At 43.0% G+C, this 26,994-nt stretch carries 26 protein-coding genes; 18 read left to right on the forward strand and 8 right to left on the reverse strand.

Annotated features, from left to right (window positions below; all coding sequences use genetic code 11):
* Nucleotides 1-25: 25 nt before the first annotated feature.
* The 4 genes from AC04NP_RS00315 to AC04NP_RS00330 all read left to right on the forward strand — a co-directional run bounded on the left by AC04NP_RS00315 (nucleotide 26) and on the right by AC04NP_RS00330 (nucleotide 7,234).
* On the forward strand, nucleotides 26-634 hold the full coding sequence (locus AC04NP_RS00315; protein ID WP_482857301.1) for an RNA polymerase sigma factor: 609 nt from the start codon (nucleotides 26-28) through the stop codon (nucleotides 632-634).
* A 202-nt stretch (nucleotides 635-836) separates the two neighbouring features.
* Complete coding sequence (locus AC04NP_RS00320; protein WP_482857302.1) at nucleotides 837-1,883, forward strand: FecR family protein; 1,047 nt, start codon at nucleotides 837-839, stop codon at nucleotides 1,881-1,883.
* A 204-nt stretch (nucleotides 1,884-2,087) separates the two neighbouring features.
* Nucleotides 2,088-5,510, forward strand: coding sequence for a SusC/RagA family TonB-linked outer membrane protein (locus AC04NP_RS00325; protein WP_482857303.1), 3,423 nt, complete (start codon nucleotides 2,088-2,090; stop codon nucleotides 5,508-5,510).
* A 47-nt stretch (nucleotides 5,511-5,557) separates the two neighbouring features.
* A complete protein-coding gene (locus AC04NP_RS00330; RefSeq protein ID WP_482857304.1) occupies nucleotides 5,558-7,234 on the forward strand; it encodes a RagB/SusD family nutrient uptake outer membrane protein in 1,677 nt (558 codons plus the stop codon).
* Nucleotides 7,235-7,352: 118 nt separating this feature from the next.
* Here AC04NP_RS00330 and AC04NP_RS00335 read toward each other — a convergent pair whose 3' ends face one another.
* The 3 genes from AC04NP_RS00335 to AC04NP_RS00345 form a co-directional block, all read right to left on the reverse strand.
* Entirely contained in the window at nucleotides 7,353-7,742 is a 390-nt protein-coding gene (locus tag AC04NP_RS00335; protein WP_482857305.1) for a hypothetical protein, read from the reverse strand.
* Nucleotides 7,739-8,047, reverse strand: a complete 309-nt coding sequence (locus AC04NP_RS00340) for a DUF3817 domain-containing protein (RefSeq protein WP_482857306.1) — start codon at nucleotides 8,045-8,047, stop codon at nucleotides 7,739-7,741. Before AC04NP_RS00340 ends, AC04NP_RS00335 begins: the two co-directional genes overlap by 4 nt.
* Before the next feature lie 89 nt (nucleotides 8,048-8,136).
* A complete protein-coding gene (locus tag AC04NP_RS00345) occupies nucleotides 8,137-8,379 on the reverse strand; it encodes a hypothetical protein (protein ID WP_482857307.1) in 243 nt (80 codons plus the stop codon).
* 277 nt (nucleotides 8,380-8,656) lie between these two features.
* Here AC04NP_RS00345 and AC04NP_RS00350 point away from each other — a divergent pair, with 277 nt between their 5' ends.
* From AC04NP_RS00350 to AC04NP_RS00375, 6 genes are all read left to right on the forward strand, one after another.
* Nucleotides 8,657-11,395: a family 78 glycoside hydrolase catalytic domain gene (locus AC04NP_RS00350; protein ID WP_482857308.1), complete on the forward strand. Its 2,739-nt coding sequence runs from the start codon at nucleotides 8,657-8,659 to the stop codon at nucleotides 11,393-11,395.
* Nucleotides 11,396-11,539: 144 nt separating this feature from the next.
* Nucleotides 11,540-12,238 (forward strand): SDR family NAD(P)-dependent oxidoreductase, encoded by a 699-nt coding sequence (locus tag AC04NP_RS00355; protein ID WP_482857309.1) that lies wholly within the window; start codon nucleotides 11,540-11,542, stop codon nucleotides 12,236-12,238.
* A gap of 35 nt (nucleotides 12,239-12,273) precedes the next feature.
* Nucleotides 12,274-12,447, forward strand: coding sequence for a hypothetical protein (locus AC04NP_RS00360; protein WP_482857310.1), 174 nt, complete (start codon nucleotides 12,274-12,276; stop codon nucleotides 12,445-12,447).
* A gap of 4 nt (nucleotides 12,448-12,451) precedes the next feature.
* The gene (locus AC04NP_RS00365; RefSeq protein ID WP_482857311.1) at nucleotides 12,452-13,096 is read left to right on the forward strand and encodes a flavin reductase family protein; all 645 of its coding nucleotides are present in this window, start codon (nucleotides 12,452-12,454) and stop codon (nucleotides 13,094-13,096) included.
* Entirely contained in the window at nucleotides 13,097-13,225 is a 129-nt protein-coding gene (locus tag AC04NP_RS00370) for a DUF2256 domain-containing protein (RefSeq protein WP_482857312.1), read from the forward strand.
* 7 nt (nucleotides 13,226-13,232) lie between these two features.
* Nucleotides 13,233-14,750 carry a cryptochrome/photolyase family protein gene (locus tag AC04NP_RS00375; protein WP_482857313.1) on the forward strand — a complete coding sequence of 506 codons (1,518 nt, stop codon included), beginning with the start codon at nucleotides 13,233-13,235 and terminating at the stop codon, nucleotides 14,748-14,750.
* A gap of 147 nt (nucleotides 14,751-14,897) precedes the next feature.
* Here the strand turns inward: AC04NP_RS00375 and AC04NP_RS00380 are convergent, their stop codons facing one another.
* A complete protein-coding gene (locus AC04NP_RS00380) occupies nucleotides 14,898-15,185 on the reverse strand; it encodes a hypothetical protein (RefSeq protein ID WP_482857314.1) in 288 nt (95 codons plus the stop codon).
* Nucleotides 15,186-15,474: 289 nt separating this feature from the next.
* On the opposite strand from AC04NP_RS00380, the gene AC04NP_RS00385 reads away from it, so the two are divergent.
* The 4 genes from AC04NP_RS00385 (at nucleotide 15,475) to AC04NP_RS00400 (ending at nucleotide 17,786) form a co-directional block, all read left to right on the forward strand.
* Nucleotides 15,475-15,729, forward strand: a complete 255-nt coding sequence (locus AC04NP_RS00385) for a hypothetical protein (protein ID WP_482857315.1) — start codon at nucleotides 15,475-15,477, stop codon at nucleotides 15,727-15,729.
* Nucleotides 15,730-15,739: 10 nt separating this feature from the next.
* On the forward strand, nucleotides 15,740-16,411 hold the full coding sequence (locus AC04NP_RS00390) for an NAD-dependent epimerase/dehydratase family protein (RefSeq protein ID WP_482857316.1): 672 nt from the start codon (nucleotides 15,740-15,742) through the stop codon (nucleotides 16,409-16,411).
* Nucleotides 16,412-16,650: 239 nt separating this feature from the next.
* Nucleotides 16,651-17,028: an NHL domain-containing protein gene (locus AC04NP_RS00395; RefSeq protein WP_482857317.1), complete on the forward strand. Its 378-nt coding sequence runs from the start codon at nucleotides 16,651-16,653 to the stop codon at nucleotides 17,026-17,028.
* Nucleotides 16,944-17,786 (forward strand): Ig-like domain-containing protein, encoded by an 843-nt coding sequence (locus tag AC04NP_RS00400; RefSeq protein ID WP_482857318.1) that lies wholly within the window; start codon nucleotides 16,944-16,946, stop codon nucleotides 17,784-17,786. Before AC04NP_RS00395 ends, AC04NP_RS00400 begins: the two co-directional genes overlap by 85 nt.
* Before the next feature lie 61 nt (nucleotides 17,787-17,847).
* Here AC04NP_RS00400 and AC04NP_RS00405 read toward each other — a convergent pair whose 3' ends face one another.
* On the reverse strand, nucleotides 17,848-20,451 hold the full coding sequence (locus AC04NP_RS00405) for an ABC transporter permease (protein WP_482857319.1): 2,604 nt from the start codon (nucleotides 20,449-20,451) through the stop codon (nucleotides 17,848-17,850).
* Between the two features lie 2 nt (nucleotides 20,452-20,453).
* Nucleotides 20,454-20,783: a PadR family transcriptional regulator gene (locus AC04NP_RS00410; protein WP_482857320.1), complete on the reverse strand. Its 330-nt coding sequence runs from the start codon at nucleotides 20,781-20,783 to the stop codon at nucleotides 20,454-20,456.
* A gap of 291 nt (nucleotides 20,784-21,074) precedes the next feature.
* Here AC04NP_RS00410 and AC04NP_RS00415 point away from each other — a divergent pair, with 291 nt between their 5' ends.
* The 4 genes from AC04NP_RS00415 to AC04NP_RS00430 all read left to right on the forward strand — a co-directional run bounded on the left by AC04NP_RS00415 (nucleotide 21,075) and on the right by AC04NP_RS00430 (nucleotide 24,778).
* Complete coding sequence (locus AC04NP_RS00415) at nucleotides 21,075-21,737, forward strand: porin family protein (protein ID WP_482857321.1); 663 nt, start codon at nucleotides 21,075-21,077, stop codon at nucleotides 21,735-21,737.
* 647 nt (nucleotides 21,738-22,384) lie between these two features.
* Nucleotides 22,385-23,065, forward strand: coding sequence for a hypothetical protein (locus AC04NP_RS00420; RefSeq protein ID WP_482857322.1), 681 nt, complete (start codon nucleotides 22,385-22,387; stop codon nucleotides 23,063-23,065).
* A gap of 112 nt (nucleotides 23,066-23,177) precedes the next feature.
* A complete protein-coding gene (locus AC04NP_RS00425) occupies nucleotides 23,178-24,524 on the forward strand; it encodes a DNA recombination protein RmuC (RefSeq protein ID WP_482857323.1) in 1,347 nt (448 codons plus the stop codon).
* 26 nt (nucleotides 24,525-24,550) lie between these two features.
* Nucleotides 24,551-24,778, forward strand: coding sequence for a hypothetical protein (locus AC04NP_RS00430; protein ID WP_482857324.1), 228 nt, complete (start codon nucleotides 24,551-24,553; stop codon nucleotides 24,776-24,778).
* Between the two features lie 26 nt (nucleotides 24,779-24,804).
* Here AC04NP_RS00430 and nagA read toward each other — a convergent pair whose 3' ends face one another.
* Together nagA and AC04NP_RS00440 are read right to left on the reverse strand one after the other, a co-directional pair.
* Nucleotides 24,805-25,992: an N-acetylglucosamine-6-phosphate deacetylase gene (gene nagA, locus AC04NP_RS00435; RefSeq protein ID WP_482857325.1), complete on the reverse strand. Its 1,188-nt coding sequence runs from the start codon at nucleotides 25,990-25,992 to the stop codon at nucleotides 24,805-24,807.
* 235 nt (nucleotides 25,993-26,227) lie between these two features.
* Nucleotides 26,228-26,980, reverse strand: coding sequence for a glucosamine-6-phosphate deaminase (locus AC04NP_RS00440; protein ID WP_482857326.1), 753 nt, complete (start codon nucleotides 26,978-26,980; stop codon nucleotides 26,228-26,230).
* Between the last annotated feature and the right edge of the window lie 14 nt (nucleotides 26,981-26,994).

A 26,994-nucleotide genomic window follows, 5' to 3' on the forward strand; every position in this document is an offset into this window, starting at 1 on the left:
TCACCGGTCATTAGTCTATTCCAAAATGCAGAAAAGTCAGGTTGAAAATGAGGAGAAATTAAAGGATCTTATCACCAAAGGTTGTCATAAATCCTTTGAGTCATTGTTTCATCAATACAAGGATTTTCTGTTTCATTACGCTTTCAGGGTTTTAAGAAGTAAGGAAGTAGCCGATGACATGGTGCAAAAAACATTTATTAAGCTTTGGCAGGGAAAATCCCACATTTCAACTATCGATTCCCTGAAAGGGTATTTGTTTACCATTGTTAGAAATCTGATTCTTGATCATTTGAAAAAGGTCTCGCGTGAACAGATTTTGAAGGATGATTTGAAGTTAAGGATACAGATTAGCCATATGAAACCCGAAGCAGATTTGATTTATTCGGATTTAGAAGCCATTGCGCACCGGGCCATTGAGTCGCTTCCTACCCAGCGAAAATTAATTTTTAAATTGAACAGGGAAAACGGGTTTAGTTATCACGAAATAGCTTCGCAACTGGATATTTCAGAAAACACTGTCAAAGTCAGTATTTATAAATCCTTAAATCACATCAGACATTACCTCTCTACCCATACTGACCTGTCTTTTGGTATAATCCTGTGGATGGAGGTCTTTTTTCTATTTGGAAAGTAAGCGGATTTTTCAACAATTTAATTGTCTTATTTTGAGCATCTGCACCGCCGGAAAGCGTTATTCCCGATGGAATTTCCAAACCAACAGGCACTTTTTTCCACTGCCGGTTTTGACACTGCAAAAAAAAAAATCCGGGCTGACAAAAAAAAATGATGAAAGGAGTAATACTATTTCGGCTTAGAAAAGTCTTACAAATAGAATCATGGAAAACGAGTTTAACGATAAGACCTATTATGAGCTACTCTTAACCAAGTATCTGAATGATCAGTGTACTGAATCAGAACTCAAAATCATATCAGAACTTTTGACAGGGGCTGAAAACCGGGCAATTCTTCCCGAACTGCTTCATCGTGCTTCCCTCAAGTTTCATTCCGGGTTCAAGATGAAAAAAGATCATGGTGATGAGCTTTGGAAGCACGTATCGCATGAAATCCGCGTGTGGGACCGCCGGAGCACCAGGAATAATCTGTTGTTTTCAATCATCCGGATTGCTGCTTCGCTGGTGCTGATTCTGGGTGTAGCTTACCTTGTGCACATGTATTTTTTTACTGGTCCGGAGGTTATATATGTAAACAAAACCACTGTCAGGGGACAACGTTTGACCTTTCAGCTCAGTGATGGCTCCAAAGTAAAACTAAATGCTCAAAGCACGATTATTTTCCCTGAAAAGTTCGATGAAAACACCAGGAAAATTCAGTTGTCGGGCGAGGCCTTTTTTGAGGTTAAAAGGGATCCCAACCGCCCATTTATTGTTAGTAGCGGCCATGTAAACACCGAAGTACTGGGTACGGCTTTTAACATAAATGCTTTTCCGGGAGAAGACATTGTAGTCACGGTTGCCACAGGTAAGGTACATGTTTCTACCGGAATGAGTTCTCCACCGATTGGTAATAGTTCTGATCGTCAGAATCTTAAAGAAGTAATTCTTACCACGGGGCAGCAGGTTATTTATCATATTTCTAATAAACATTTGGCCCGGAGAGAAGTAGAGCCGGATAACTATATGGGCTGGAAAGACGGAAAATTAAGATTTGAGGAAACGCCATTGGGTGAGGTTGCGGAAATACTTCAGCGATGGTACGATGTCGATATTCAATTTGATAATGAGCAGTTGGTATCCTGTACGGTGACCAGTACTTTTAAAAGCGAAAGTATTGAAGATGTGCTGGAAGAATTGAAATTCATTTTTAAACTGAACTATACTACGGACGACCGGAACATAGTGATTTCCGGAAAGGGTTGTGAATAGAACTGTGCTAAATCAAATATGCTAAAACCAGAAACATGATTAAAACAAAGATCTTATCATCACCGTAGCCTGCCGGTTACTTTATTTCTTACAAGGTAGGAAATAAAAGGTCCGGACCCTGTTGGAGCAGGCACCGGACCAAGCAAATACTTAACCCGGAAGGCGATCCGGGATCAGATTTTAATTAAAAATCATTTCAAAATTATGAAATTATTATTACTAAAACTATTGATGTTCGCATCAAAGCAAGCATTGTATGCCTTTATCATCCAGGTGCTGGCTATTCAGTTCCTGATGGCAGATGTTTCCCATAGTCAAAAGCTCAAAGAGATTCCGGTTCAAATAGAACTTGACAACGTTACGCTGAAAGAGGCTTTTGAAATGATTGAATCCAAAACCGGATTCACATTCAGTTACAATTCACAAATTACCAAATCCAATCAAAAGTTTACACTTGAAGGGCATGCTGACAACATGTATGAGCTACTTGAAAAAATAGCCCTGAAAGCCAGGTTAAGATTCCGGAGGATCAATCAAAAAATATTGGTCTCAAAAGATCGAAGACAGAAGAAGCCAGGTCAAAAAGTGAAAGTGGTGGAGGAGATCACAGTAACTGGTAAAGTTACGGACAGCTCGACTGGTGAGCCCCTGCCGGGAGCAACTATCCAGGTCAAAGGCACCAATGTCGGTACAATTACCGATTCCGAAGGCGTTTACAGTATTTCATTCCCTGAGGGCTTTCAGACCTTGATTTTTTCTTTTGTTGGATACGAAAGTCAGGAAGTGGAAATAGGCGATCAAAGGGTTATTGACATTCAACTGTCTACTGATTTAACTGCCTTGAGTGAGATTGTGGTGGTTGGCTACTCTAGTCAGAAAGTAGCCGATTTAACCGGTTCGGTAGCGGTGGTGGATGTTGATCAGGTCAGAGGCCTTCCTGTCAACGGGGTTGAACAGGCCATTCAGGGCCGCGTACCCGGCGTGCAGGTTACCAATGATGGCGCGCCGGGCGGTGGCGTCTCTATCAGGGTCCGGGGTTATGGAACGATAGGCAATAATGATCCGCTGTACATCATTGATGGGGTTCCCTCCAAGTCCGGAATCAATCAGATTAACCTCAATGATGTGGAGTCGATTCAGGTGCTGAAAGATGCCGCTGCCACCGCTATTTACGGGGCCAGGGCAGCCAACGGAGTCATCGTTGTAACTACGAGGAAAGGCCGGAGCGGCGTAAACAGCATAACATTCGATGCTTATGTCGGCACTCAGGTGGCATCTGATCTTCCGGAATTGTTGGATGCACAGCAGTATGGGGATGTTCTGTGGGAAGCACAAAGAAATGCGGGTATCACCCCCACTAATCTGGTATATGGCAGTGGGCCCAACCCTGTTATTCCTGAATTTATTGACTCAGACCAAATCATCCCTTCTGGTAACACGGATTGGTTCGATGAGTTATTTGAACCCGGAACCATACAGTTTTACAACCTGGGCATTCAAAACGGAGGTAATGACCGTCAAAGCTTTATATCAGCATCTTACCTGAATCAGGAAGGTGTCATACGATATACCGGGTTCGAAAGATTTAACATTCGGATTAACAATGAGTTCAAGATAAATGAAAGAATAACTGTGGGCGAAAATCTCTCAGTATCTATTTCCGAACAGGTGAGTGTAGGCAATAACCGGGCTATTGGCGGTACAGTGATGGAAGCCTATCTGCAACCGGCCATTGTACCCGTCAGAGATATCAATGGAGACTTTGCAGGGCCTGTGAACGGTTTGGGTGATTCCGGAAATCCGGTTATGGATGCTTTTAACAACCGCGACAATGACCGGAGGACTACCAAGATTTTTGGAAACATTTATGCCGAAGTAAACCTTTTACAGAATCTGTCCCTTAGAACAAATTTTGGTATTGATTACAATACCTTCAATTTAAAAAACTTCAATCCCGCATTTGAAACCGGAATTTTGATCAACCCATTAAGCAGCCTCAGGCAAACCAATACCACAGATATCAACTGGGTTTGGAACAACGTGCTTAAATATCAGCGGGATTTAGGTAATCATAACCTGACCGCCCTGGTTGGTACGGAGGCCATTCGCAATACTTTTGAGGAGTTTCAGGCATTCAGGGATGATTTTTTGATCGACGACCCGGATTTCCGGTATTTGAACAGTGGGCAGGGTCAACAAACCAACAATGGTTTCGGCACGCGATGGTCACTTTTTTCGGTTTTTGCCAGGGTGGATTACGCTTTCCAGGATAAATACTTATTTTCAGCTTCGGTTCGGAGAGATGGTTCTTCCAGGTTCAGCAGTAATAACCGGTACGGCACCTTTCCGGCTTTTTCCGTGGGTTACCGCATCAGTGAGGAATCGTTTTTTACGAAAAATCCCGTGCTGAACGATTTGAAATTACGGTTTTCCTGGGGCCAGTCAGGTAATCAGGAAATTGGTGATTTCGCTTCTTTTACCACCTTCGCGACAAGAACTAACAATACCAATTATGATATCGATGGCACTAACAACAGTGTGGTTCCCGGCTTTTCACTCGATCAGATCGGTAATCCGGATGTAAAATGGGAAACAACTACCCAAACCAACATCGGTTTTGATGCCGGCCTGTTTGATAACAGCTTACGGCTTACCTTTGACTACTTCATCAAAAATACAGCCGATATTCTGGTGCAAAAACCAACTTTAGGTGTGGAAGGACAGGCTGAAGCTCCTTTTATCAATGCAGGTGAAATGGAAAATAAGGGAGTGGAAATTGCCCTGAACTATTACAGCAGGGAATACGGGGATTTTTCCTTCGAGGTAGCCGGTAACATTACCATTACAGATAATGAGGTAATCTCTCTTTCGGATGAGGTAGAATTTTTGACCGGTAGCGTATCAAACAATTCCACCCGTGGTTTAACTATTTCGAGAACTACTGCCGGTCTGCCGATTGCACAATTGTATGGTCACGTGGTTGAAGGAGTTTTTCAAAACCAACAGGAAGTCGATGCCCATCCTGACCAGGTTGGCGCTGCGCCGGGAAGGCTTAAATACCAGGATATCAACAACGACGGCGTGATTAATGATGAAGACAGGCAGGTGATAGGCAATCCCCATCCGGATTTTATCTATGGGCTGAACCTTCTTGCCAAATATAAGCAGTTCGACATCTCCCTGTTTTTTCAGGGCATTCAGGGTGCAGACCTGTACAACTTTGCCAGGTATCACACAGATTTCTTTTTTGACCCTTTCAACAAACATTCGAGGATTTTAAATGCATGGTCACCTGAGAATACGGATTCCAGTATCCCACAGGTTTCTACGGTGAACTCCAACGATGAGCTCCGCCCTTCCACCTACTTTGTGGAAGATGGCTCTTATTTGCGACTTAAAAACCTCCAGATCGGTTATAATGTTCCCCTGAAAACTTCATTTATGGAAAGTTTGAGGGTCTATGTGCAGGCACAAAACCTGTTGACCATTACCAGCTATGAAGGAATTGATCCCGAGGTCAGCCTGGAAAGCTTTTCAAGCCCGAACAGAAATCTGGACCTTGGCGTTGACCGGGGGATCTATCCAAATTCAAGAACATTCCTGGTGGGTGTCAATGTTCGGTTTTGAACGAAAAATGATAATGTAAAATACCAACAAAGAAAAAAAAATCAGATATGAAAACCATATATAAGCTAATAGCTTTCATAGTGATCATAACCTTTGGTGCCTGTGATGAGTTTTTGGAAGAATTACCACAGGGGTCCTTGTCAGAAGAACAACTGGTGAATAGTGAAGAAGGTGTCGAAGCCCTGGTTATTGCCGCCTACAGCACGCTGAACGGACAGATTGACAATGCTTCGAATGCTTTTAATTCTCCTGCTACAAACTGGAGTTTTGGTGATGTGGTAGCGGACGATGCCTACAAAGGCGGTGGCGGCGTCGGTGACCAGAACAACATCCATTTAATGGAAATATTTTCAACTAATGCCGGCATTATTGACCTGGAAAGAAAGTGGTTGGCCAGTTATGAAGGCGTATCCAGAACAAACGCCGCTATACGTGCGATAAGGGATTTCGAAGGTTGGGAGCAAAGCCAGAAAGATTTAAGAGTGGCTGAAATGAGATTATTAAGGGGACATTTTTACTTTGACCTTAAAAAAATATATAACCTCATACCTTTCATCGATGAAAGCCTTATTACCTCAGAAGAAATAAGGTCAGTGTCAAACAGAGAACTGACCTCAGATGAGCTTTGGGCCAAGATTGAGGAAGATTTTATTTTTGCCAGAAATACACTGCCCGATGTCCAGGAACAAGTAGGCAGGGCTACCAAAGGTTCGGCCAATGCTTACCTGGCGAAAACCTATATTTTTCAGGAAAAATGGGAGGCAGCCATAGATGCTGCCGATCTCGTAATTAACAGTCCGGCCGGCTACGGGTTGTTGACTAATTTCCTGAATGTTTTTGAGCCGGAGTTTAACAACAGTGAAGAGTCGGTTTTTGCCGTTCAATACTCAATTAATGACGGCGCCAGGAACAATGGATACAACGGGTCTATCGGCGACCGGTTGATTAATCCGGGAGGCCCGTTTTTCGCCATCAGAGGTTTTCTGCGCCCGACGCAAAACCTGATCAATGCTTACAAAACCGATGCTAACGGGTTGCCGTTGTTCGATACCTTTAATAACGCGGATCTTACCGACACTGACCCGGTGGATCCCAGGTTGGACCACACGGTCGGCAGGCCCGGCATACCCTATCTGGAGTTACCGGAGGTTTATGATGCCTCATGGGCCCGGGATCCGGACGTATATGGCCCCTACAGCCCTAAAAAGCGCGTGGTGCCTTTTACCAAGCCCGAATTTACCTTAACCATATGGCCTTTCAGCCATGCGATGAATTACATGGTCATCAGGTTTGCAGATGTATTGCTATGGAAAGCTGAAGCCTTGATTGAAACAGAGGGCTTAGAAGAAGCCAGAGCCATCATCAATCAGGTTCGACGCAGGGCCCGTGATGGTGAAATGGTGATGAAGCTGGATGGATCGGGCCCGGCTGCCAATTATTTTATGGATGAATACACAACGATGTGGACGGACGTGGACCTTGCCAGAACTGCCCTCCGTTTTGAAAGAAGATTGGAATTTGCTCACGAAGGCCATAGATTTTTTGATCTGGTCAGGTGGGATGTTGCCGAAGAGGTTATGAATGCCTACATAGCGGTTGAGAAATCCAAACGAACCTATTTATCAGAGGCACAATTTCAGTCCGGGAAACATGAATATTTCCCAATCCCCAGAAATCAAATTGATTTAAGTGGCGGGTTGCTGGAGCAAAATCCCGGGTATTGAGTGTCACCCGTAATGAAAATAGGTATTTGTAAGTGATATTACCCTTTTCCCCAAAGTCATAGTATGACTGCCAGTCATACTATGACTTGACTTGGCATGGCACCTTTTAGCTTTAATCTTAAAAATCTATCTTACAATCCAACAATTCATATTGCTTGTCAAAAAGTAAGAGAACGTATTTCTGATAGGTCCTGCACGCTAACAATAGTTCAAATGCATTTTCCTTTTCCAGGCTTAAAGAAAGCCAGGTCAATTCCCTCTTTTCCCAGCATAGGTTTTCTCTATGCATGATCAGATGGGCAGAAAGTTTTCGGACGCAAAGCGAATCGACTAAAGTTCGGTTTTTCGCCACCCAGGACACTATGCGTGAAAACCTTTGAGGCAATAATGGCAGGTCCAAGCCAAGATAACGGGGAGCAAACAGGTTTACCCATTCCCGGTCGACAAGCACCTGGGTTTCGTACCATTCATAATCCTGGTTGTAACAAAAATCCCGTTTACATATCATCCTTTTTCATTAGGTAAAAAGAGTTTTTTATCGGCCCAGAAGGTGCCGAACGGAATGATTGAAGCCAGCAGTGCCAGCGTCGTTTTTTTTAGATTCCAGCCTTCATCTATTTTGATTTGGATAACAGCATAAACATACATGATGAAGAAGAGACCATGGATTAAGCCTATGATCTTATTTGGCTGTGGGTAATCAAAGGTATATTTTAAAGGCATAGTAACAAAAAGCAGCAACAGGAAAGATGTACCTTCCACATAAGCCATTAAACGTAGTCTGCCCAATTGTGTTTTTAACAAGCTTAACATCAGATTTTAACAATTTAAAAGTTTCTTAAAACCGGCCTGAACCAGGGAATTGCCAGTAGCATCAAAATTAATGCTAACGTAAAATATATTTATATATTTTTGAACTTTCCCGGATCGCTTTTTGCCCTTTTGGAAATTGAGCTTCCAATGGTCATAACAAGTATGGCGATGGACATCATTACAAGATGATAAATTCCAAAAAACCAAATCTGATGATTACCTCCGGAGCCATGGGTCATAAAATGCCGGGTTACCGGGCTCAGTACAAAGTATAACGTCAAACCAATCAAAAGCTGCGTATGGCTAATGGCACCGGCAACCATTCTGATCATGCCTTTCGACGCCGGAGAAGCACAACCGGGCCCCTTGCCCTATCCGATAACCTTAAAGGTGAGAGGAGGCGATGATTCCATAATCCCGGATCCAAGGATGGTACCATAAAATAATTGTCAATTTTCAATTGTCAACTATCATGGCCAATTCCGCTTATTTGTTTGCTTTAGCCTTAAAATACAGATACAGGATAGTACAGGATATAGTATTTTGAAAATTTTGCTTTTTTTATCGTGGTTACCGATTCGTTAATTTTTTTAGTTTATAATTGAAAGCATGATGGTCAGAATTATCCAAATCACTTTGCTGTTTACACTTTGGGCCTTTATTGACGCAAAATGTCAGATTACCATTAAAAAGTTGTTGACAGAAAATAGGGAAAACCCTGTAGGACTGGATATCGGTGAACCACGGTTTACGTGGATTATGTCATCCGATAAAAGAAATGTTAGTCAGTCCGCCTATCAGATCAGGGTGGGCCTTTCAGAGGCCCGGCTTAAAAAGGGAAGTGATTTGTTTTGGGACTCAGGGGTTATAAAATCAGATCAGTCTGTTCATGTGCCATTCAAAGGTGATGAGTTGCGGTCCGGGACACGCTATTACTGGCAGGTGAAGGTTTGGGATCATCGAGGAAAGCCTTCAAAGTGGAGTTCTACAGGTTTCTGGCAAATGGGACTTTTGGCGCCGGCCAGTGAATTCAGCGCCAAATGGATTTCTCCGGGCTTTGAGGAAGATACCATTAACAGGCCTAGCCCGATGTTCAGAAAGGAATTTACCCTGGACCCCGGGCAGATCGAGCATGCCACCGTTTATGTGACTGCCCACGGTTTATATGAAGCTGAACTAAATGGAAAACGGATAGGAGATGAATACCTCACCCCTGGCTGGACCAGTTATAATAAGCGATTACAATATCAGGTTTATGATGTAACCGATATGCTCGACAACGGAACAAATGCGGTGGGTGTAACCCTGGGTAGCGGATGGTACAGGGGGTTTTTGGTTTGGGGGGATAAAAAAAACCATTATGGTGATGATATTGCCCTTTTGTTTCAGATTAACATTCAATACACCGATGGAACCGAAAAAACCATTATATCCGATAACACATGGAAAACATCCACAGGACCAATCCTTTCGTCTGAAATCTATCACGGGGAGACCTATGACTCGCGCAAGGAAATGACAGGCTGGTCATCTCCGGGTTTTAACGACAGCGGATGGAAGCCAGCCAAAGAGCAGAATTTTTCGAAAACAGTACTCCTGTCTACCTACAACGAATCCATCAAAAAACAGGAAGTATTACAACCTCAGAAAATTTTCACCACACCAGAAGGAGACCTTGTGGTGGATTTCGGGCAAAACCTCGTGGGATGGGTTCAGCTAAAGGTAAGTGGCCAATCAGGCGATAAGATTGAACTGTATCATGCCGAGGTACTGGACAAGGAAGGCAACTTTTACACTGAAAACCTTCGTCAGGCCAAACAAAAAAATACCTTTATTTTAAATGGAAAACCTGATCAGGTGTTAGAACCCCATTTCACTTTTCAGGGGTTCAGATATGTGAAGGTAAATGGTTTTCCCGGTGAATTAAAACCGGAACATTTAAAGGCGATCGTGCTGCATTCCGATATGAAACTTACCGGTGAGTTTGTCACTTCCAATACCCTGCTGAATCAGTTACAGCATAATATCCTGTGGGGACAGAAAGGCAACTTTCTGGATGTACCTACTGATTGTCCCCAGCGTGATGAAAGGTTGGGTTGGACCGGTGATGCACAGGCATTTTTCAGGACCGCCGCCTTTAACAAGAATGTGAACAACTTTTTTGCCAAATGGATGAAAGATGTGGCCGCTGATCAATTTCAAAACGGGTCCGTACCCTTTGTCGTTCCCAACGTTCTGGGACCGACGGCAGGAGGTAGTGCCGGATGGGCAGATGCCGCGACCATCATTCCCTGGGAGCTTTATCTGCTGTATGGTGACAAAAGAATTCTTGCAGAACAATACCCCAGCATGAAAGCCTGGTTGGAATATATCAAAAGCCAGAGTCAGGACAACCTCTGGAAATCAGGTTTTCATTTTGGTGACTGGCTTTTTTACCGCCCTGACGACGATAATGACGGAAGAGCCGCTATCACCGATAAATATTTTATTACCCAGTGTTTTTACGCTTATTCAACACAGCTATTAATTAATGCTGCCACGGTTTTAGGGAAGGAAGACGAAGTTAAATCTTATACGACATTACTCGGAAAAATCAAAGATGCCTTTAACCGGGAATTTGTAACCGGTTCAGGCAGATTGGTCTCAGGCACACAAACAGCCTATGTTTTAGCTTTGCACTTTGACCTTTTACCGGAAAACCTGCGCAGTCAGGCAGTTGAAAGACTGGTTGAAAATATTAAGCGCTATAAGAATCATTTGACCACGGGTTTTTTAGGAACACCTTACCTTTGCCATGTGTTAAGCAGGTTTGGGAAAAATGATGTTGCCTATGATTTGCTCATGCAGGAGACCTATCCTTCCTGGCTGTATCCGGTAAAAATGGGGGCGACTACGGTGTGGGAAAGATGGAATGGCATCAAACCGGACAGCACTTTTGAAACACCATCTATGAACTCATTTAACCATTATGCTTATGGGGCTATCGGCGATTGGATGTACCGGAATATTGCAGGAATAAACACCGCATCGGATGGCCCGGGATATAAAAGGATTGTCATAAAATCCATTCCGGGAGGAGGACTCACCAGCGCAGGAGGAAAACTCAAAACCTATTATGGAACAATTAGCTCAGATTGGAAAATAGATGAAGGAAAGTATATTCAGGAAATTTCCATCCCCGTCAATACTATCGCCGACATCTATTTGCCTGCCGATTCACCGGAAAGGGTGAAAGAGGGTAAAAAGCCTCTTAAGTCAATAAAAGACATTGAGAGGGTGGGTGTAGAGGATGATTATATACATATACGGGTAGGGTCTGGAAAGTATATTTTTTTGGTGAACAAGTAAAAAACAAGCAGGGCATGCCCGGATGTTTGTACTGAGCGGCAGGGGGCTGGTGTGGCGGCAAAAGACCAGAGGGATATCGTTTAAATCCTTTCCTGTAAAAACCACAAAAGCTAAACAATTTTATCCCGGCTATGTTAAATCATCATGAAGAATTATTTTGTGATTGGCGCCTCATCCGGAATAGGCAGGGAACTGGTGGAAATACTTGCTGATTCCGGCCATAAAATTTATGCTACCTACTGCCATCACCCCACTCAAAGTGATAACCGGTACTTACAGTACCACTACCTGAATGTGGAGGATGAAAAATTCGATCCCGACTACTTGCCAGACGAGCTCGATGGCCTGGTTTATTGTCCGGGCAGCATAAATCTGAAACCATTTGCCAGAATTAAACCCGAAGAATTCACAGAAGATTTTAACCTGCAAGTGAGGGGTGCTATTAGAGTCGTTCAGGCGGTTTTACCCCGGTTAAAGGCCAGCGAAGCTGCTTCGGTGGTATTTTTCTCTACAGTAGCAGTGCAGTCCGGTTTTAACTTCCACACACAGGTATCGGCTTCAAAAGGAGCCTTGGAAGGCCTCACAAGGGCTTTGGCTGCTGAAATGGCGCCCACCATCAGGTTCAACTGTATTGCTCCTTCTCTAACTGATACGCCATTGGCATCAAAACTGCTGGGCAATGAAGAGAAGAAGAAAGCCAATGCAGCGCGTCATCCCCTGAAAAAAATTGGCAACCCTGCTGACATCGCTGAAATGGCTGCATTTCTCTTGTCTGAAAAATCCGGATGGATCACAGGGCAAATATTTCATGTGGATGGTGGAATTTCCAGCTTAAGGATATAGTCCGGGTTAAAAAGTTAAGGTTTGAAATGACTGCCATGGAACAGGCATTTTACGGGATCGGCATTGGCAAGGATTATCCTGCCCCGCTGGTAAACCTGGTGGAAAGTGGAAAAAGGGCCAGGCAAAAAATCCGGGGACACCGGGGACATGATTTGGTGAAAAAAGAGAAAGCGAGAATACTAACTACACATACAAGGAGAAAAAGTTAAGATTATGCATTTGACAGACGCAGACATTCAAAAACTCGACCGCATTCAGCGCCTGAACATCATTAATTCGGTGACAGGCATTAAGCCGGCCAACCTTATTGGCACCATTTCCAATGCAGACGAGCCCAACCTGGCTATTTTCAGTTCGGTAGTACACCTGGGCAGTAATCCTCCACTGATTGGCTTTATGTTGCGGCCTCAGCAGGAAGTACGCAGGCATACTTTTGAAAACATTATGGAAAACGGTTTTTACACCATTAACCATGTACACAGCTCCTTTATTCAAAAAGCGCATTATACCTCCGCGAAATTTGAGAAAAATGTGTCGGAATTTGAAGTCTGTCAGCTCCATGAAGAATATTTCCAGGATTTTAAAGCGCCTTTTGTCAAAGAAAGCAGGCTAAAACTAGGCATGGAGCTCGTTCAACATATGCCCATTCCCTTAAATGGCACATCATTGATCATCGGCAAAATTAAACATGCCATTTTCCCTGATCACACCATGGATACAGACGGGCATATTGACTTAATGAAAATGGATGATGTAGGAATCTCAGGGCTGAACAGTTATTACGCCTTAAACAAAATAGCGCAATTTCCCTATGCCCGGCCCGGTGATCTGCCAGAATTTCCCCAAAATAGTGATTAAGTGAAAAAGTCAAATTTGCCTTCCAAAATCTGTCCGGTTTGCCACCGTCCTTTTTCCTGGAGAAAAAAATGGGAAAACGCATGGCCCCATGTGAAATATTGCAGCGAAAAGTGCCGTAGGAATAAATAAAAAATTTATGCTGGCCGTTAATCTTATTTTTCCTCATCAGCTATTTGCCGAAAGCCCCATGATTGAAAATGGGTATCCTGTTTATCTGGTAGAAGAGTTTTTGTTTTTCAGGCAATATGCTTTTCATCGACAAAAGATAGCCTTTCACCGGGCATCCATGAAAGGCTACGAGCGCTATTTGCTGTCAAAAAGCATAAAAGTTCATTATATCGAGGCCATGGATCAACGCGCCGATGTGCGTCGTCTCATCAATGCATTAGGCAAAGAAAACATTAAAACCATCCATTACATCGATCCCACCGATGACTGGCTTGGCAAAAGAATACGAACCAGTGCCGGCAAAGTGCAGATTGAAATCGTCAGGTATGAATCACCCATGTTCTTAAACGCTCAGGAAGCGTTGCAGCATTTTTTCAAACCGGAGAAAAAGAAATTCTTTCAGACCGAGTTCTACATTATGCAGCGCAAAAAAAGAAACCTATTGATTGATGAAAACGAAGCGCCTTTAGGTGGAAAATGGAGTTTCGATGCTGAAAACCGTAAAAAATATCCCAAAAACAAAATCCCGCCTGCTGTCGAATATCCGGCTGTCGATCCTTTTTACAGCGAAGCCAAAAAGTATGTAGACCGTTACTTTTCCCAAAACCCCGGTGAGTTAACCGGCAACCCGCTTTACCCCACCAATCATGCAGCCGCAGATCAGTGGTTTGAGTCCTTCCTGCATACCCGTTTTGCAGAATTTGGCCCCTACGAAGATGCCCTGGTGGCTGACCAAAGCATACTGCATCACAGCGTGCTTACCCCCATGCTCAATACAGGGTTGATTACACCTAAACAAATCTTGGATGCCACGCTGGGGTTTATTACGGAACATGAAATTCCTTTGAATTCTGCCGAGGGGTTTATAAGACAGATCGTTGGCTGGCGGGAGTTTATACGTGGTATATATGAGTGTAAAGGGGCCGAAGAACGGACAAAAAACTTCTGGAGATTTAGAAGGAAAATACCTGACACTTTTTATGACGGTACCACAGGGATTGATCCTGTCGATATAACCATTAAAAAAGTGCTGTCCACAGGCTATTGCCATCACATCGAGCGGCTGATGGTGCTGGGTAATTTTATGTTGTTGTGCGAATTTAATCCCGATGAGGTTTACCGGTGGTTCATGGAGTTATTTATCGATGCTTATGACTGGGTGATGGTGCCCAATGTCTATGGTATGAGCCAGTTTGCAGACGGAGGTTTAATGGCCACCAAACCCTATATCAGCGGAAGTAACTACCTGATGAAGATGAGCAATTACAAAAAGGGAGCATGGCAGAATATCTGGGATGCTTTATTCTGGAGGTTCATGCACGTTCATCGAGATTTTTTCACAAAAAACCCAAGGCTCGGTATGCTGGTAAGAACCTTTGACAAGATGCCGGAAGATAAGCAAAAACGGATGATTGATACGGCGAATGATTATTTGAGAAGTTTGGGGGGGGTATTAAATTTGGATAAAAACTTCTTGAAGAATTAGAAGTCTTGGAACCTATTGTGATAAAAAAAGTTTTCAAGACGTATTAAAATGACTTCGGAAAAAATCTAAATCTGCCCTATCTTTAAAGGAAATAACCAAGGAAATAGGGAAAGCAAGGAGGGCACAATAGACAACCCTCCACTAGCCTCAAAGCTCTTTTAAAATCTTTTCAAAATTTTCTAATAAGATTTTTAAATCAAAAAGAGCAGATTTCTCCACTTCATCAATAGGTATATCCGAATGATAAAGTGCTAAATCATGGATTAATTTCAAAGACTTTGATAGCTCTGTGATCCCATGAAACATGATGAAGTCTAGAAATTCCGCCTGGGCGGGCCATAGTGACTTGTTTATTTTCGATACTTTTCGCGTATCATTCGTTGCGCTTGCCGGAAAAATATCCAGGCAGGGATTTTGACCATGCGGAGTTTGCATAATTGAAATGATTAAGTGAATAAAAATAGGAGAGGTCACTGCAAACTCCACCAAAGCAGTGCTTTGAATAGGTCTCGGGACTTTCACCCGTATGCCCCTCCAATATTTTGCTTTTAAACCAATTAAATGTTAATTGCACCATGATAGTTTTAGTAGAGTTTGCACCATAAATGTAAGACTTTAAATCTAAGGAAGGAAAAGCTGTCAGAGATTTTTTTGGAACTGGATTGAGTGATAACAAGTGCGTTGTGTTTCTTAATGTTTTAAGAAAGCCGTGAATAAAGGTAAGATGAACAAAACAGACAGACTTTTGAACCAAGAAGGCAAGCTGGTACTTGCTCTGAGACCCAAAGCAAGCATGGAAAAGTACCCGTTTGTAAAGTACGGGTTTGATATGTTCACCAAAAATGACCTCACCGGTTTGTTGTCGGAAAATCGATTCAGCGTAATGAATTATTGGGAGAAAGAAGAACCGGAACAGGACATTGCCGGAAAGAAAATGAAGGTAAAGACACTCATTGTATCCGCTAAAAAGCAACCGTAACATCTGGAAAATGCGTATAAAAGCAATAATTACCGGATCAACAGGCATGATTGGCAAAGGCCTGCTGCTGGAATGCCTGGAAAGCCCTGACGTCGAATCAGTGCTGGTGATCAACCGGCAGCCAGTGGGACTTCGGCATGAAAAACTAACCGAGGTCATCCACCAGGATTTTTTTGACCTCGCAACTTTGAAAGAACAATTGACCGGATTTAATACCTGCTACTTTTGCCTTGGCATTTCGGCCGCCGGACTTTCGGAAGATAAATACCACAGGATAACTTATCGATTAACAGTGAATTTCGCAGAGACCGTTTTGGCGCTAAATCCCGACATTATTTTTTGCTATGTATCAGGGGCAGGTACTGACAGTTCGGAAAAGGGAAGAATAATGTGGGCGCGGGTAAAAGGCAAAACCGAAAATGCGCTTTTGGCCCTGCCTTTTAAAAAAGCCTATATGTTCCGGCCGGGCTTTATTCAGCCCATGAAAGGCGTCCGTTCGAGAACCAGATTATATAACAACCTCTATGCGGTTTTAAAATATCTTTATCCTGTATTAAAAGGATTGCCCGGCTATGTGACCAGTAGCGACCGGCTCGGTCAGGCCATGTTGAAGGCAGTGCTGAAAGGTTATGATCAACCCATTTTGGAGAGCAGGGATATTAATATTTTGGCGTCGGGATAAATGATTTTATAATTCCATTTTTTCATAAAAATTTTATATATTTAAAAGTTCAACCTGAGTGAAATGAGCTTTACTTTGATATTTTTAAGATTTTGGAGGTTGGATTTTTTTAGGAAGCGGATTTTATACACCAAGGGGTCTAAGGCAGTAATTTTCCATTGATTAAGTTAGGCTATGGATAAAATCATGTGAATCATTGAATATCAGTCGGTGTATTTTCAGGATTATATATAGAAAATATGAAACACATTTACCTTCTCTATGTTTTGTGCCTGTTGACAATAACTTTGATTTCTACCGCGCAGGCCCAATATATTTATTCCATGGCCGGGTCGGAGGATTTTGGTGATGGAGGCCCGGCCATAGAAGCTACTTTAGATGGACCAAACGATATTTATGTAGATAAGGCTGGACACATATATATTTCAGATAGATGGAATGGGCGTATTCGCAGGATAGATGCCGAAACCGGAATTATTGAGACTGTTGCAGGAAATGGTACTTATGTCTTAACGACGATGGAGCTCCTGCTTTGGAAGCAAGCTTATGGACCCCATCGTGTGTGGTGGTCGATGATGCGGGAAATATTTTTATCGTCGATCCCATCAAGGATTTGATTCGAAGGGTAGATGCCCAAACCGGCATTATTGAAACCATCGCCGGGAATGGGAATCAAAACCTTTCAGGAGATGGAGGGTTGGCCACTGAAGCGGGTCTTGCGCCCAGTAGTTTATCTTTGACATCCTCATGTACAACCATGTACATTGCCGACCAGGAAAATAATCGTATTCGCATGGTGACCATGAGCGATACCTTCCATGCAGCCATCACGAGTGAAGAGTCTCTGACAACCAACCATCCGACATTCGACATTACGTTAAGCTTTAACCGCATAGCCCCTGGTTTTGATGTGGATGACCTCACTTTGCTCAACGCCGTCGCCGGCGAAATATCCACTTTAGATAATGAAAATTTTGTTGTCGCTATAACACCTAGAGAACCCGGACTGGTTGAAGTAATGCTGGCGGCTGACAAGGTGCAGGATTTGGCAGGTAATTCAAATGTGGTTTCCAATACCTTTAGCATACAATATGCATCCGGGGTAACAGGTATTACCAACCAAAGGCTTTCTGAAAGTCTTAAAATCTTTTCTGTACCAGCCCGAAATAACATCACAGTCGAACTGCATTCATCTGATTTTTCCTCCGGGTCCCAGAATAAGGTCTTTAATTTATTGGTAAAAGCCGTTTCAACTGCTACTATGAAAAACGCTGTGACCAGTATACCATTAAAAAATGTTAAGCCAGGTGTTTATTTGGTAAAGGTAGTGTTTGATGAGTATTCGGTTGCTAAATTGATTACCGTGGATAATTGATGGCGAAGCCTGAATGGCAGTACCATCGGAAGAAGCGGAGCAGAAGTTTGGGTGGGGTTTTTTAGTCATTTTTTAAAGAATCGACAGGATTTGTCCGGGCTGTTTTCAAGGAAAGTTTGCTCACGGTAAGGAACGCTACGAAAAACACCAAAACACCCGGAAGCGCATAAACCCACCAGTCGAGTTGCACTTTGTAAGCAAAGGAATTAAGCCAGCTTTTGGTCCAATAATAGGCTATGGGAATTCCGATCAGCAATCCGATTGAAATCAATCGGAGATATTCATTGAGAAGAAGGTTGACGATGTTGACAACCTTTGCTCCCATGACTTTGCGGATGGCCATTTCTTTGGTGCGCCTTTCAGCAGAATAGGAGGCCAGTCCCAAGAGGCCCAGGCAAGAGATAATAATAGCCAGGATTGAAAAATAGCCGGCCAGCTTTTGTGCGGCCATTTCTTTTTTATATCCCTGCTCCAGTGTTTTGTCTAAAAAGTGATACGCGAAGGGCACATCACTGTGTTTATCATGTATCTTTTCCAGATAGCTGAGGACTTCCCTTGTTTTGGCAGGCCGGGTTTTGACATACAGCAGGGCGCTGGAAGAGGGTTTGCAGCGTAGAATGATGGGCATAATAGGTTCATGCAGGGAAGCAAAATGAAAGTTTTTGGCAACGCCTACTATTTTTCCTTTCACACGCGAGAACTCCAGGTCCTCACCTATGGGGTGCTCCAGACCCATCGTTTTTGCCGCTTCTTCGTTCATGATAAAGTTGGAAGTATCCGCAGGAAAATCGGGCGAAAACGATCTGCCCTGGCTCATTTTAATATCGAGCAATTCCAGCAGGCCAAAGTCTATATCCATGATGGCAAATCGATTCAGATGTTTTTCGGAGATATCTTTGTCTTTCCACTTTGGATCGGATGAAATTCCTAACTCGGTCATAAAATCACCGTCAGAGGCACTCACTGCTTGTATACCGGAATGTCTGGATATTTCGGTTTTGATGGATTGGTAATGGGGTTGGGATTTAAAATCCATTGGTACGTAAATGATGTTTTCCCTGTCCAGGCCTAAATCCTTGTTTTGGATATAAGTCAATTGCAGAAATACGGCCAATGTGCCGGCAATTAGCAGTACAGCCAGTCCAAACTGAAAAGTCACCAGGCCTCTGCGTAGCATTGCCTCGGTGGTATTTTTTTTGAGTTTTCCTTTTAATGCACGGATTGCTTGAAAAGAAGCCAGAAATATCGCCGGATAAATGCCGGATAATAAAAGTGTGACAATAACTATGGCCGACAGCAGCTTGTAAAAGTTAATGTTCAAAAAATCGATGGTCATGTTCTTTCCGGTAACCTCATTAAATACTGGCATGGATAGTTGTGCAAGCAGGACCGCCATCGTGATGGAAAACCCAACCAGCAGGGCTGATTCCACCAGAAACTGGAAGATTAAAGCCCCTTTTCCAGCGCCAGTTACCTTCCTGATCCCGATTTCTTTTGAACGCCTGGCTGATCTGGCAGTGGTGAGATTGACAAAATTAAAACAGGCAATCAACAGCGTAAAAATTGCAATCATCGCGAACATGATTACGTAATTGATTCTACCCCCAATGACTTGTCCGTTTTCAATTTTAGCATAAAGATACTGGTCAGCGTAGGGTTGCAGCATCAAGGTAAACCACTCGGCACCCACTTTTCTTTCAGGCAGTTCCTTTAACTGATCATTCACCTCCTTTATATTGGCTTTTCGATCCAATACGATATAGGTGAATAACCAGGAATTTCCCCAATGTTCAGGGTAGGACATAAATGGCAGGTAGTTGTCAACGGGCAGGACAACATCGAATTGCATCGAAGAATTTTCCGGTATTTTGCGAAAGATCCCAGTAACTTTAAAATCCATGGAATAAGGTCCCTCATAGATAGAAATAGTCTTTCCTATGGCCGATTCAGCATTGAAATGGTTGTTGGCCAGTTGCTCAGAGATAACGATTGAACTTAAATCACGGAGACAGCTTTTGGGATCGCCTTCGATCAAGGGAAAAGAAAACACCTCGAAGAAATTGGGGTCTGCAGCTATAACAATTTGTTTGACAAAGCGGTCTTGCATGGACAGAACCAGGGGCTCTGGCTCGGCGCATCTCACCCTGTCTACTACTCCGGGGATTTCTTCCACCACAACATCTGCGATCGGGTAGGCTGTCCATGGGAGGGTTTTGATCTCATTGTTGTCCAAAAAATCGTTTTTCAACAAGCGGTAAAGCTGGTCTTCTTTAGCATGAAAGCGGTCAAAACTATACTCATGCTGCACCCACAAGGCAATTAAAATGCTGCACCAGATACCAGCAGTGAGGCCAATAACATTGATCGCGGTAAAGGATTTTTCAAATTTAAAAATCCTGAATGCTGTTTTTAAGTTGTTGCGGAACATACCGTAGTTAATTAATTGAGATTTTTCTTTCATGGGCCTGATAATCCCGGGTCTGAAAAGCAGGAGTACATCGCGGAAAAACCGCCAGTTAGCGCCTCTGATGCCTTTCTCCCTGGTGTTTCTTTCATACCTTTCCCACAGGTCACCCTCAATATCCTCCAGGTAATCCGGATGACAATACCAGCGGAAAAAACGGAGGAGGTGATGGGGGGGAGTATGATAATTTTTTTTAATCATGATTATTCGTTAAAAACAAACTTGGGAATGGCATTCCACAGACCCAATCTTTGCTCTTTTACCTCGGCCAGTACCTTTTTGCCAAAGGGGGTGAGTGTAAAATAGCGCTTTCGTTTGCCCCCTCTCATTTTGGTAGCTTCGCCAAACCTGGATGAGAGGTACCCTTTTTTTTCCAACCTTCTCAAAACCGTTTGCAAAGCACCAATGCTTACTTTACGGCCCAGGCGCTCTTCCATTTCATCGATAATTGCAATTCCGTATGCCTCTTCATACAAAATAGCAACCGTTAGCATGACAATTTCTTCAAATTCTCCAAGGTGATGTTTGCTCATAACTATATTTTTATCTTAAATGTAGTTAATATATTTTTTTGTTACAAGCTGTAATTATTTTTTTTACCTTAAATGTAGTTTTTATTTGGAAAACTAAACCTGGCCCTATGGCCCCGGCTACAAATCTTAGAAAAGGGTTTTATCCGGGTTCTGGCAAAGAAAAGTCAATATAGAAATTACCTGCTGTGAATTTTCATCGAAAAATCTTAATTTTAGCACTGGCGAAGAGGCCATTTTCAAATCACTGTGTTTGGGCTTTTTTACTTTTTAACCGGTGAAACATACTTATCTATGAAAACCTTATTTTTAGCTTTGCTGGTCATTGTAACTTTAGAGGCTTCAGGGCAAAACCACCTGGTAGGCCTTACCGGTAGTATCAACCGGACCAACATCAGAGCCAGTAATTTTCAAAGATTCGCTGACCCCAGGCTGGGCATATCAGGAGGTATCACTTATGAATATTTTTTGAAAAAACGTTTTTCAGTCGGCACGGATGTGGTTTATATTCGACAAGGATTCAGGGATAATTTTGAAACGCCTGTCGGTCAAGAAGGTACTTACAAGTTTCATTACGACTATTTATCCGTTCCGCTGAAGGCCAGCCACACCAAATTCGGTATGAGAAACAATTTGTCAGGCTTCGCAAAGGCCGGATTGGTTCCTTCCTTTCTTATAAGTGCAGAAACCATCATGCCTGTGTTTAATGACAATATTGAAATAACGGGTACAGAAACAACAGATATTACCAGCAGGGTATCGTCATTTGACCTGGCCGGATTAGTTGAAATCGGTGGGGGGTATAAGGTGATTGACCGGCTTTGGTTGACTGCCTCTTTTATGTATCAACACAGCTTTACTTCAATTACCACTACTGAGTATTTCTCCAATGCGGAAATGAGACATCACGGCCTGACTTTTAACCTGGGACTGAAATGGGCGATGAAACAGGAGTAGAGGTTTAAATCTTCTCCTCAAATTCACCCAACTACATTATATACCAGACATCCCCAAGTCCGGAAAGCTTTCCGGAATTAATGAAATATGGTGCACTTGTTCAATACAAGGAGATGGAGTTTACTTCTGAGCTTATTGAAAATCAAAATGTCACGGAAGAATAGCATTTCCCTAACACCAATTAGCAGGTATTTAGCTCAATTACTTGTCTTTTATTTTTGATAGTGAATATTCATAACGCTGAATAACAAGACAGGGTTGAGCCTCATAATCCCACTCAAAATCTTAAGTCGCTTATGCCAACTTATCCAACCCCTTCCAAAAAACACACAACTTTCAGTTTGCCGAGCGCAGATTTTTCAATCGTATTAAAGAAAAATTGACAATTGACAATTTTGTATGTCATTGTCAACTATCAATTGTCAATTCACCCTCCGGGTTACTATTTTGATGATAATTCATAAAGTAACGTAGTCCACACATCACCGGACTCCATTGAAATAAATTTACTCCCGACCATTTTTCAGAGAAGTTGCCGGAAAACAGTTTTCCACCCACACCAGAGAAGTAAAGGCATTGATCCTTGGACAGTAACTCAAAGGCACTAGTAAAGTTTTAATTTCAACAACAACTTAAACTTCATTGTCATGCACAAATTATATGGCCTGATATTCTTGCGCCTATGGATGCTTTTTTTAAGCTTCAGTAGTTATGCCAATTCCAATGACCCCAGGTGGGCCAAAGGGGAGGTTGTACTGGCCGATAGTTCACGGCTGCTTGGAACGTTATCGGTCAATTATCCGCTGGATTTGCTATTACTAAAACAAGAAGGAGGGAGTATTCATGTTTATCCTGCCCATAAAATAAAGTCATTCGTGATTTTCGATGAACAAACTCAAAGTCACAGGCAATTTATATCCCGCACTTTTCAATCTGCCAGGGGACTGAAAGGCGAGGCCTTTTTTGAGATAGTGACATTCGGCTCCTTAACCGTGTTACGAAGGGAAAAAAGATACCACAGGCTGGGGCCTCACCGATCTATTTGCCCGGAGTACAGTGACCATACTTTTACAAAAAGCAAAACAAAAAACTATGTTTACTTTGTTTTAAATGGATCGGTTCTAACGAATTTTATCACTTTTCAAAAACATTTAAGTGACGAAGTATTTGCAGAGTACAGCGATGAGATTAACCTGTACATGAAAAACAAATCAAAAAGACGCTGGAAACATGGTGATTTTACCTACGCGATCCGTTATTACAACGCCCTGAAGCTTAGAAACGAGTCAGAGAATCACAGACTGCTCTTTGCCCATCCGAGGTTTTAGTACCTTAAGCCGGAAGAATTCGGCTTCAAAAGATGCAATTATGGTTGAGTGAACGTTAATTTGTATATTGTCCGGTAAGGGCAAATGGTGACTAATCCTAAAACAAAGAAAAATGAATGAAGCGTTTCTAATTATAATTGTTGTTCTTACAGTAATCAATATCTTGGTCCATTTTTGGAAAAGGTCCGGGGCGTCTGAAAGCAACAGGTTGCAGGAAATCGAATATGCTATTTTGAAGTTTGATGCGGTATTGGAGAAAAATGAAAAATCGATCAGGGATGAATTTCAGAGAAACAGGCACGAAACCAACCAGATCGCCAAAGAAAACAGGGAAGAGTTATCGAGATCACTAAAATCATTTGAAGATAAGTTTTCGGGCAACACAAAGGATTTGAATGAATTAATCCGGCAAAAATTCGGAGATTTTGGCAGGCAACAGTACGACCTGAACAAACAGTCTGCCGAAAGTATCAAAGACATCAAAGATACCATAGAAAAACAGCTCAAGGCTATCAGGGAGGACAACTCCCAACAGCTCAATGAAATGAGGAAGACGGTAGATGAAAAACTTCAGACGACGCTTGAAAAAAGACTGGGGGAATCATTCAAGCAGGTAAGTGAACGGCTTGAGCAAGTGCATAAAGGGCTGGGAGAAATGCAGCATATTGCCTCGGGGGTGGGCGATTTGAAAAAAGTGCTGGCCAATGTAAAAACAAGAGGTGTATTAGGAGAATACCAGCTTGGGAACATCTTGGAACAACTCCTTACCCCGGATCAATATTCGAAGAACGTTGCCACCAAAAAAGGCAGCCAGGCGCATGTTGAGTTTGCCATCAGGCTCCCTGGCAAAGATGCTGACGAGGAAGTCTGGATGCCTGTCGACTCAAAGTTCCCGATTGAAAACTATCAATTACTCACTGACGCTTACCACGAGGGGGACAAGGAAAAAATAGAACAAGCACAAAAGGCCCTTTTAAAAGCTGTAGAAGCCTTTGCAAAAGAAATTAATATAAAATACATTGACCCTCCGCATACCACTGATTTTGCCATTATGTTCCTGCCGGTCGAAGGCCTGTATGCCGAAGTGCTGAGGCACCCGGGGCTTTTTGAAGTTATTCAAAGAAAATACAGGGTAACTGTGACCGGTCCAACCACCCTTTCCGCGTTGCTGAACAGTTTACAAATGGGCTTCAGGACACTTGCCGTACAAAAAAGAAGCAGCGAAGTGTGGAAAATACTCGAGGCAGTCAAAACGGAATTTGGAAAATTCAATGAGCAACTGGAAAAAGTAGATAAACAACTGACAACAGCCTCCCGGTCGTTGTATGATTTGAGACATACGAGAACCAACGTAATGAGCCGAAAACTTAAAGATGTAGGAACCATCGAGTCTCCAGAAGCAGAAGAAGTGCTGGAGTTACCGGTGAATAACAAAAATGAGGAGATGACGGGGCGATAAATGCCAGCAGATTCTAAAACAAAATCATGAAAAGCCAAAATATGCCTGGTAAACCTGCTATCTATGCAACATTAGAAAGAAAAGGTCTGGAAATCGGATTTAACATGCCTGCTAATTTTGAGGTTGGAGCGTTGATGAAAACAGTTATTGTATATTACAAATACCATTACCGGAGCTGTACCTCAGCCTTACGTCGATCCGGCCTTCAAGTATTGATTATTGCAGGTATAGATACCTTAATTTTAAAAGGTTAAGAATCCTTTCGGAATCCCGGATTTTTCTAGTATGAATTAAAAACCACCTTCCCTTGTACCATCGTTTTCCTTACCAGAAGTTCACCATTTTTCATTTCAAACCAAACCAGATCTGCCCTTTTACCCGGACTCAATTCACCCCGGTCATGCAAGCCAAGCAACCGGGCGGGATTGCGGGTGGCCATATGAATTGCATCAGGCAGGGAGCATTGGGTAAAAGATATGATATTTTCTATCCCTTTGGTAATCAGAAATGAGGCGGCTGCCAGTACATCCTGGGAGGGCATAGAAATTTTACCCTCAGGTGTCATCACCACTTCGCGTCCGTAACTTTCATAAACACCGGGCGGCATGCCTGCCAGGCTGCTAACATCTGAGACCAGAATGGTGCGTTCCGGGCCTTTGACTTTGTAAAATACCCGAACCTCCTCAGGCCGAAGGTGGAAACCATCGACGATAAGGCTGGCTGTTAACCGGTCATCTGCCAATTGCGGCCATAAAGGGTTATCGTGGCGATGTATGAGGTTGGCGCATCCGTTGCCCAAATGGGTTGAAACTGACGCCCCGGCATCTGTCGCCTGTCTGATCATTGCAGCAGAGCCGTTGTGATGACCCAGCGCTACCACGATGTTTCGTTCCCGGCATTTTTTAATGAAGTCTATAGCTCCTTCCAATTCAGGCGCTAGGGTGACCTCCCGGATTTTATTACCAGATGCCCGATACCAATTCAAAAACTCTTTCCAATCCGGATTCCGGATCCATTTTTCTTCATGAGCACCACGATAACCGGCTACCGGTGAAATGTAAGGCCCCTCGAGGTGAAATCCGGGAACAGACATTTTGATTTCCTTAACCTGCATGGCTTCTCTCAGAATAGTGAAATTTTTCTGCAGTAATTCATAACTGTGGCTGGTCAGGGTAGGAAGATAGGTGGTGATCCCGTGCTCCCAAAAAACACGGGTGATCTTCTGTACCTGCTGTATGCTGAGATGTTCGCCTGTAAATGAATGAGAGAGATAGCCGTTCACCTGATGGTCAATAAAGCCAGGAGCCACATAAGTACTGGACCATAATGGATCATTTAATTGATCTTTTCTAGTGATGCGTGAAATTTCTCCGTCCCTGATCGCTATTGCTACAGGTGAACCATCAAGATAATGGATGCCTTCCACTACTTTCAGGGCATCTTCGGAGATAAGCTGCGTAAAGGTCATGCAGGATAAAAGCGTAAGTTACAATATGATAATACAAATTTTTGCGGTAAATCTCCTGTGGTATGCTTAAAATACCACCCGGATAGCAGAGGTTTTAGTTAATCGTCTAAACAAATGCATCCGGATAAACGCTGAAATAACCCTCTGCCGGTTGAATATGAGACCATTGGAGGTTTTTAAAAAATGAAAAATCCCTGGGGTCTTTTTCTGAAATGGCGGTGTATTTCAGGGATGCCTATTCGTCAGCTATACGATAGCTATGGGTTAGCAGGGCCGAGGATTGCTGGTCTAAAAAAATGGTGGTGCGCTCATGTTGCTGAAGTATGGAAGCAGGGACTTCAGGGGTAACGGGTCCTTCTATCACGGCCTGTACTGCCGTTGCTTTCCGGGAGTCCGGCACACTGCAAATGATATTTTTAGCCTTCAGAATTTGTTTTATCGACATACTGATGGCTCGCCGGGGTACTTCTTCCGGTTTTTCAAACCATCCTTCTCCCAACTGTTGCCGGCGGCAGGCTTCATCCAGTGCAACATTAAGAAAAGCCTGTTCAGTGTTAAAATCTGCCGGAGGATCATTAAATGCAAGGTGTGCGTTTTCACCGATACCAACAAAAGCCACGTCGACAGGATGTTGGGCAACCAGCCTGCCCAGGCGCATACATTCCGACGTTGGATCTGCCTCCCCATCGATATAATGAAATGCCCTTGGCGTTACTTTATCGGTAAATCTTTCTTTCAAATACTTGCGAAAAGATGCCGGATGTGTTGCAGACAGACCGATATACTCATCCAAATGAAAACAAGTAACCATTGACCAGTCGATATCCTTCTTGATTAGCGCTGCCAGCATTTCAAATTGCGAACTACCTGTCGCCAGAATGATGTTGGCGTTTCCTCTTCCCGAGATAGCTTCACGAATCAAGCCGGCCCCCATGGCAGCAGCATGTCTTCCTAATATTTCTTTGGTTTTTAACACTATTATATTCATGCAGCCAGAAGCAT

Source organism: Agaribacillus sp. DX54 (genome assembly GCF_056858335.1).

Bases quoted from the DNA above. Each gene is read 5' to 3' on its own strand.
- AC04NP_RS00315 (WP_482857301.1), top strand. From the start codon at position 26: ATGCAGAAAAGTCAGGTTGAAAATGAGGAGAAATTAAAGGATCTTATC.
- AC04NP_RS00320 (WP_482857302.1), top strand. From the start codon at position 837: ATGGAAAACGAGTTTAACGATAAGACCTATTATGAGCTACTCTTAACC.
- AC04NP_RS00325 (WP_482857303.1), top strand. From the start codon at position 2,088: ATGAAATTATTATTACTAAAACTATTGATGTTCGCATCAAAGCAAGCA.
- AC04NP_RS00330 (WP_482857304.1), top strand. From the start codon at position 5,558: ATGAAAACCATATATAAGCTAATAGCTTTCATAGTGATCATAACCTTT.
- AC04NP_RS00335 (WP_482857305.1), bottom strand. From the start codon at position 7,742: ATGATATGTAAACGGGATTTTTGTTACAACCAGGATTATGAATGGTAC.
- AC04NP_RS00340 (WP_482857306.1), bottom strand. From the start codon at position 8,047: ATGTTAAGCTTGTTAAAAACACAATTGGGCAGACTACGTTTAATGGCT.
- AC04NP_RS00345 (WP_482857307.1), bottom strand. From the start codon at position 8,379: ATGATCAGAATGGTTGCCGGTGCCATTAGCCATACGCAGCTTTTGATT.
- AC04NP_RS00350 (WP_482857308.1), top strand. From the start codon at position 8,657: ATGATGGTCAGAATTATCCAAATCACTTTGCTGTTTACACTTTGGGCC.
- AC04NP_RS00355 (WP_482857309.1), top strand. From the start codon at position 11,540: ATGAAGAATTATTTTGTGATTGGCGCCTCATCCGGAATAGGCAGGGAA.
- AC04NP_RS00360 (WP_482857310.1), top strand. From the start codon at position 12,274: ATGGAACAGGCATTTTACGGGATCGGCATTGGCAAGGATTATCCTGCC.
- AC04NP_RS00365 (WP_482857311.1), top strand. From the start codon at position 12,452: ATGCATTTGACAGACGCAGACATTCAAAAACTCGACCGCATTCAGCGC.
- AC04NP_RS00375 (WP_482857313.1), top strand. From the start codon at position 13,233: ATGCTGGCCGTTAATCTTATTTTTCCTCATCAGCTATTTGCCGAAAGC.
- AC04NP_RS00380 (WP_482857314.1), bottom strand. From the start codon at position 15,185: ATGCAAACTCCGCATGGTCAAAATCCCTGCCTGGATATTTTTCCGGCA.
- AC04NP_RS00385 (WP_482857315.1), top strand. From the start codon at position 15,475: ATGAACAAAACAGACAGACTTTTGAACCAAGAAGGCAAGCTGGTACTT.
- AC04NP_RS00390 (WP_482857316.1), top strand. From the start codon at position 15,740: ATGCGTATAAAAGCAATAATTACCGGATCAACAGGCATGATTGGCAAA.
- AC04NP_RS00395 (WP_482857317.1), top strand. From the start codon at position 16,651: ATGAAACACATTTACCTTCTCTATGTTTTGTGCCTGTTGACAATAACT.
- AC04NP_RS00405 (WP_482857319.1), bottom strand. From the start codon at position 20,451: ATGATTAAAAAAAATTATCATACTCCCCCCCATCACCTCCTCCGTTTT.
- AC04NP_RS00410 (WP_482857320.1), bottom strand. From the start codon at position 20,783: ATGAGCAAACATCACCTTGGAGAATTTGAAGAAATTGTCATGCTAACG.
- AC04NP_RS00415 (WP_482857321.1), top strand. From the start codon at position 21,075: ATGAAAACCTTATTTTTAGCTTTGCTGGTCATTGTAACTTTAGAGGCT.
- AC04NP_RS00420 (WP_482857322.1), top strand. From the start codon at position 22,385: ATGCACAAATTATATGGCCTGATATTCTTGCGCCTATGGATGCTTTTT.
- AC04NP_RS00425 (WP_482857323.1), top strand. From the start codon at position 23,178: ATGAATGAAGCGTTTCTAATTATAATTGTTGTTCTTACAGTAATCAAT.
- AC04NP_RS00430 (WP_482857324.1), top strand. From the start codon at position 24,551: ATGAAAAGCCAAAATATGCCTGGTAAACCTGCTATCTATGCAACATTA.
- nagA (WP_482857325.1), bottom strand. From the start codon at position 25,992: ATGACCTTTACGCAGCTTATCTCCGAAGATGCCCTGAAAGTAGTGGAA.
- AC04NP_RS00440 (WP_482857326.1), bottom strand. From the start codon at position 26,980: ATGAATATAATAGTGTTAAAAACCAAAGAAATATTAGGAAGACATGCT.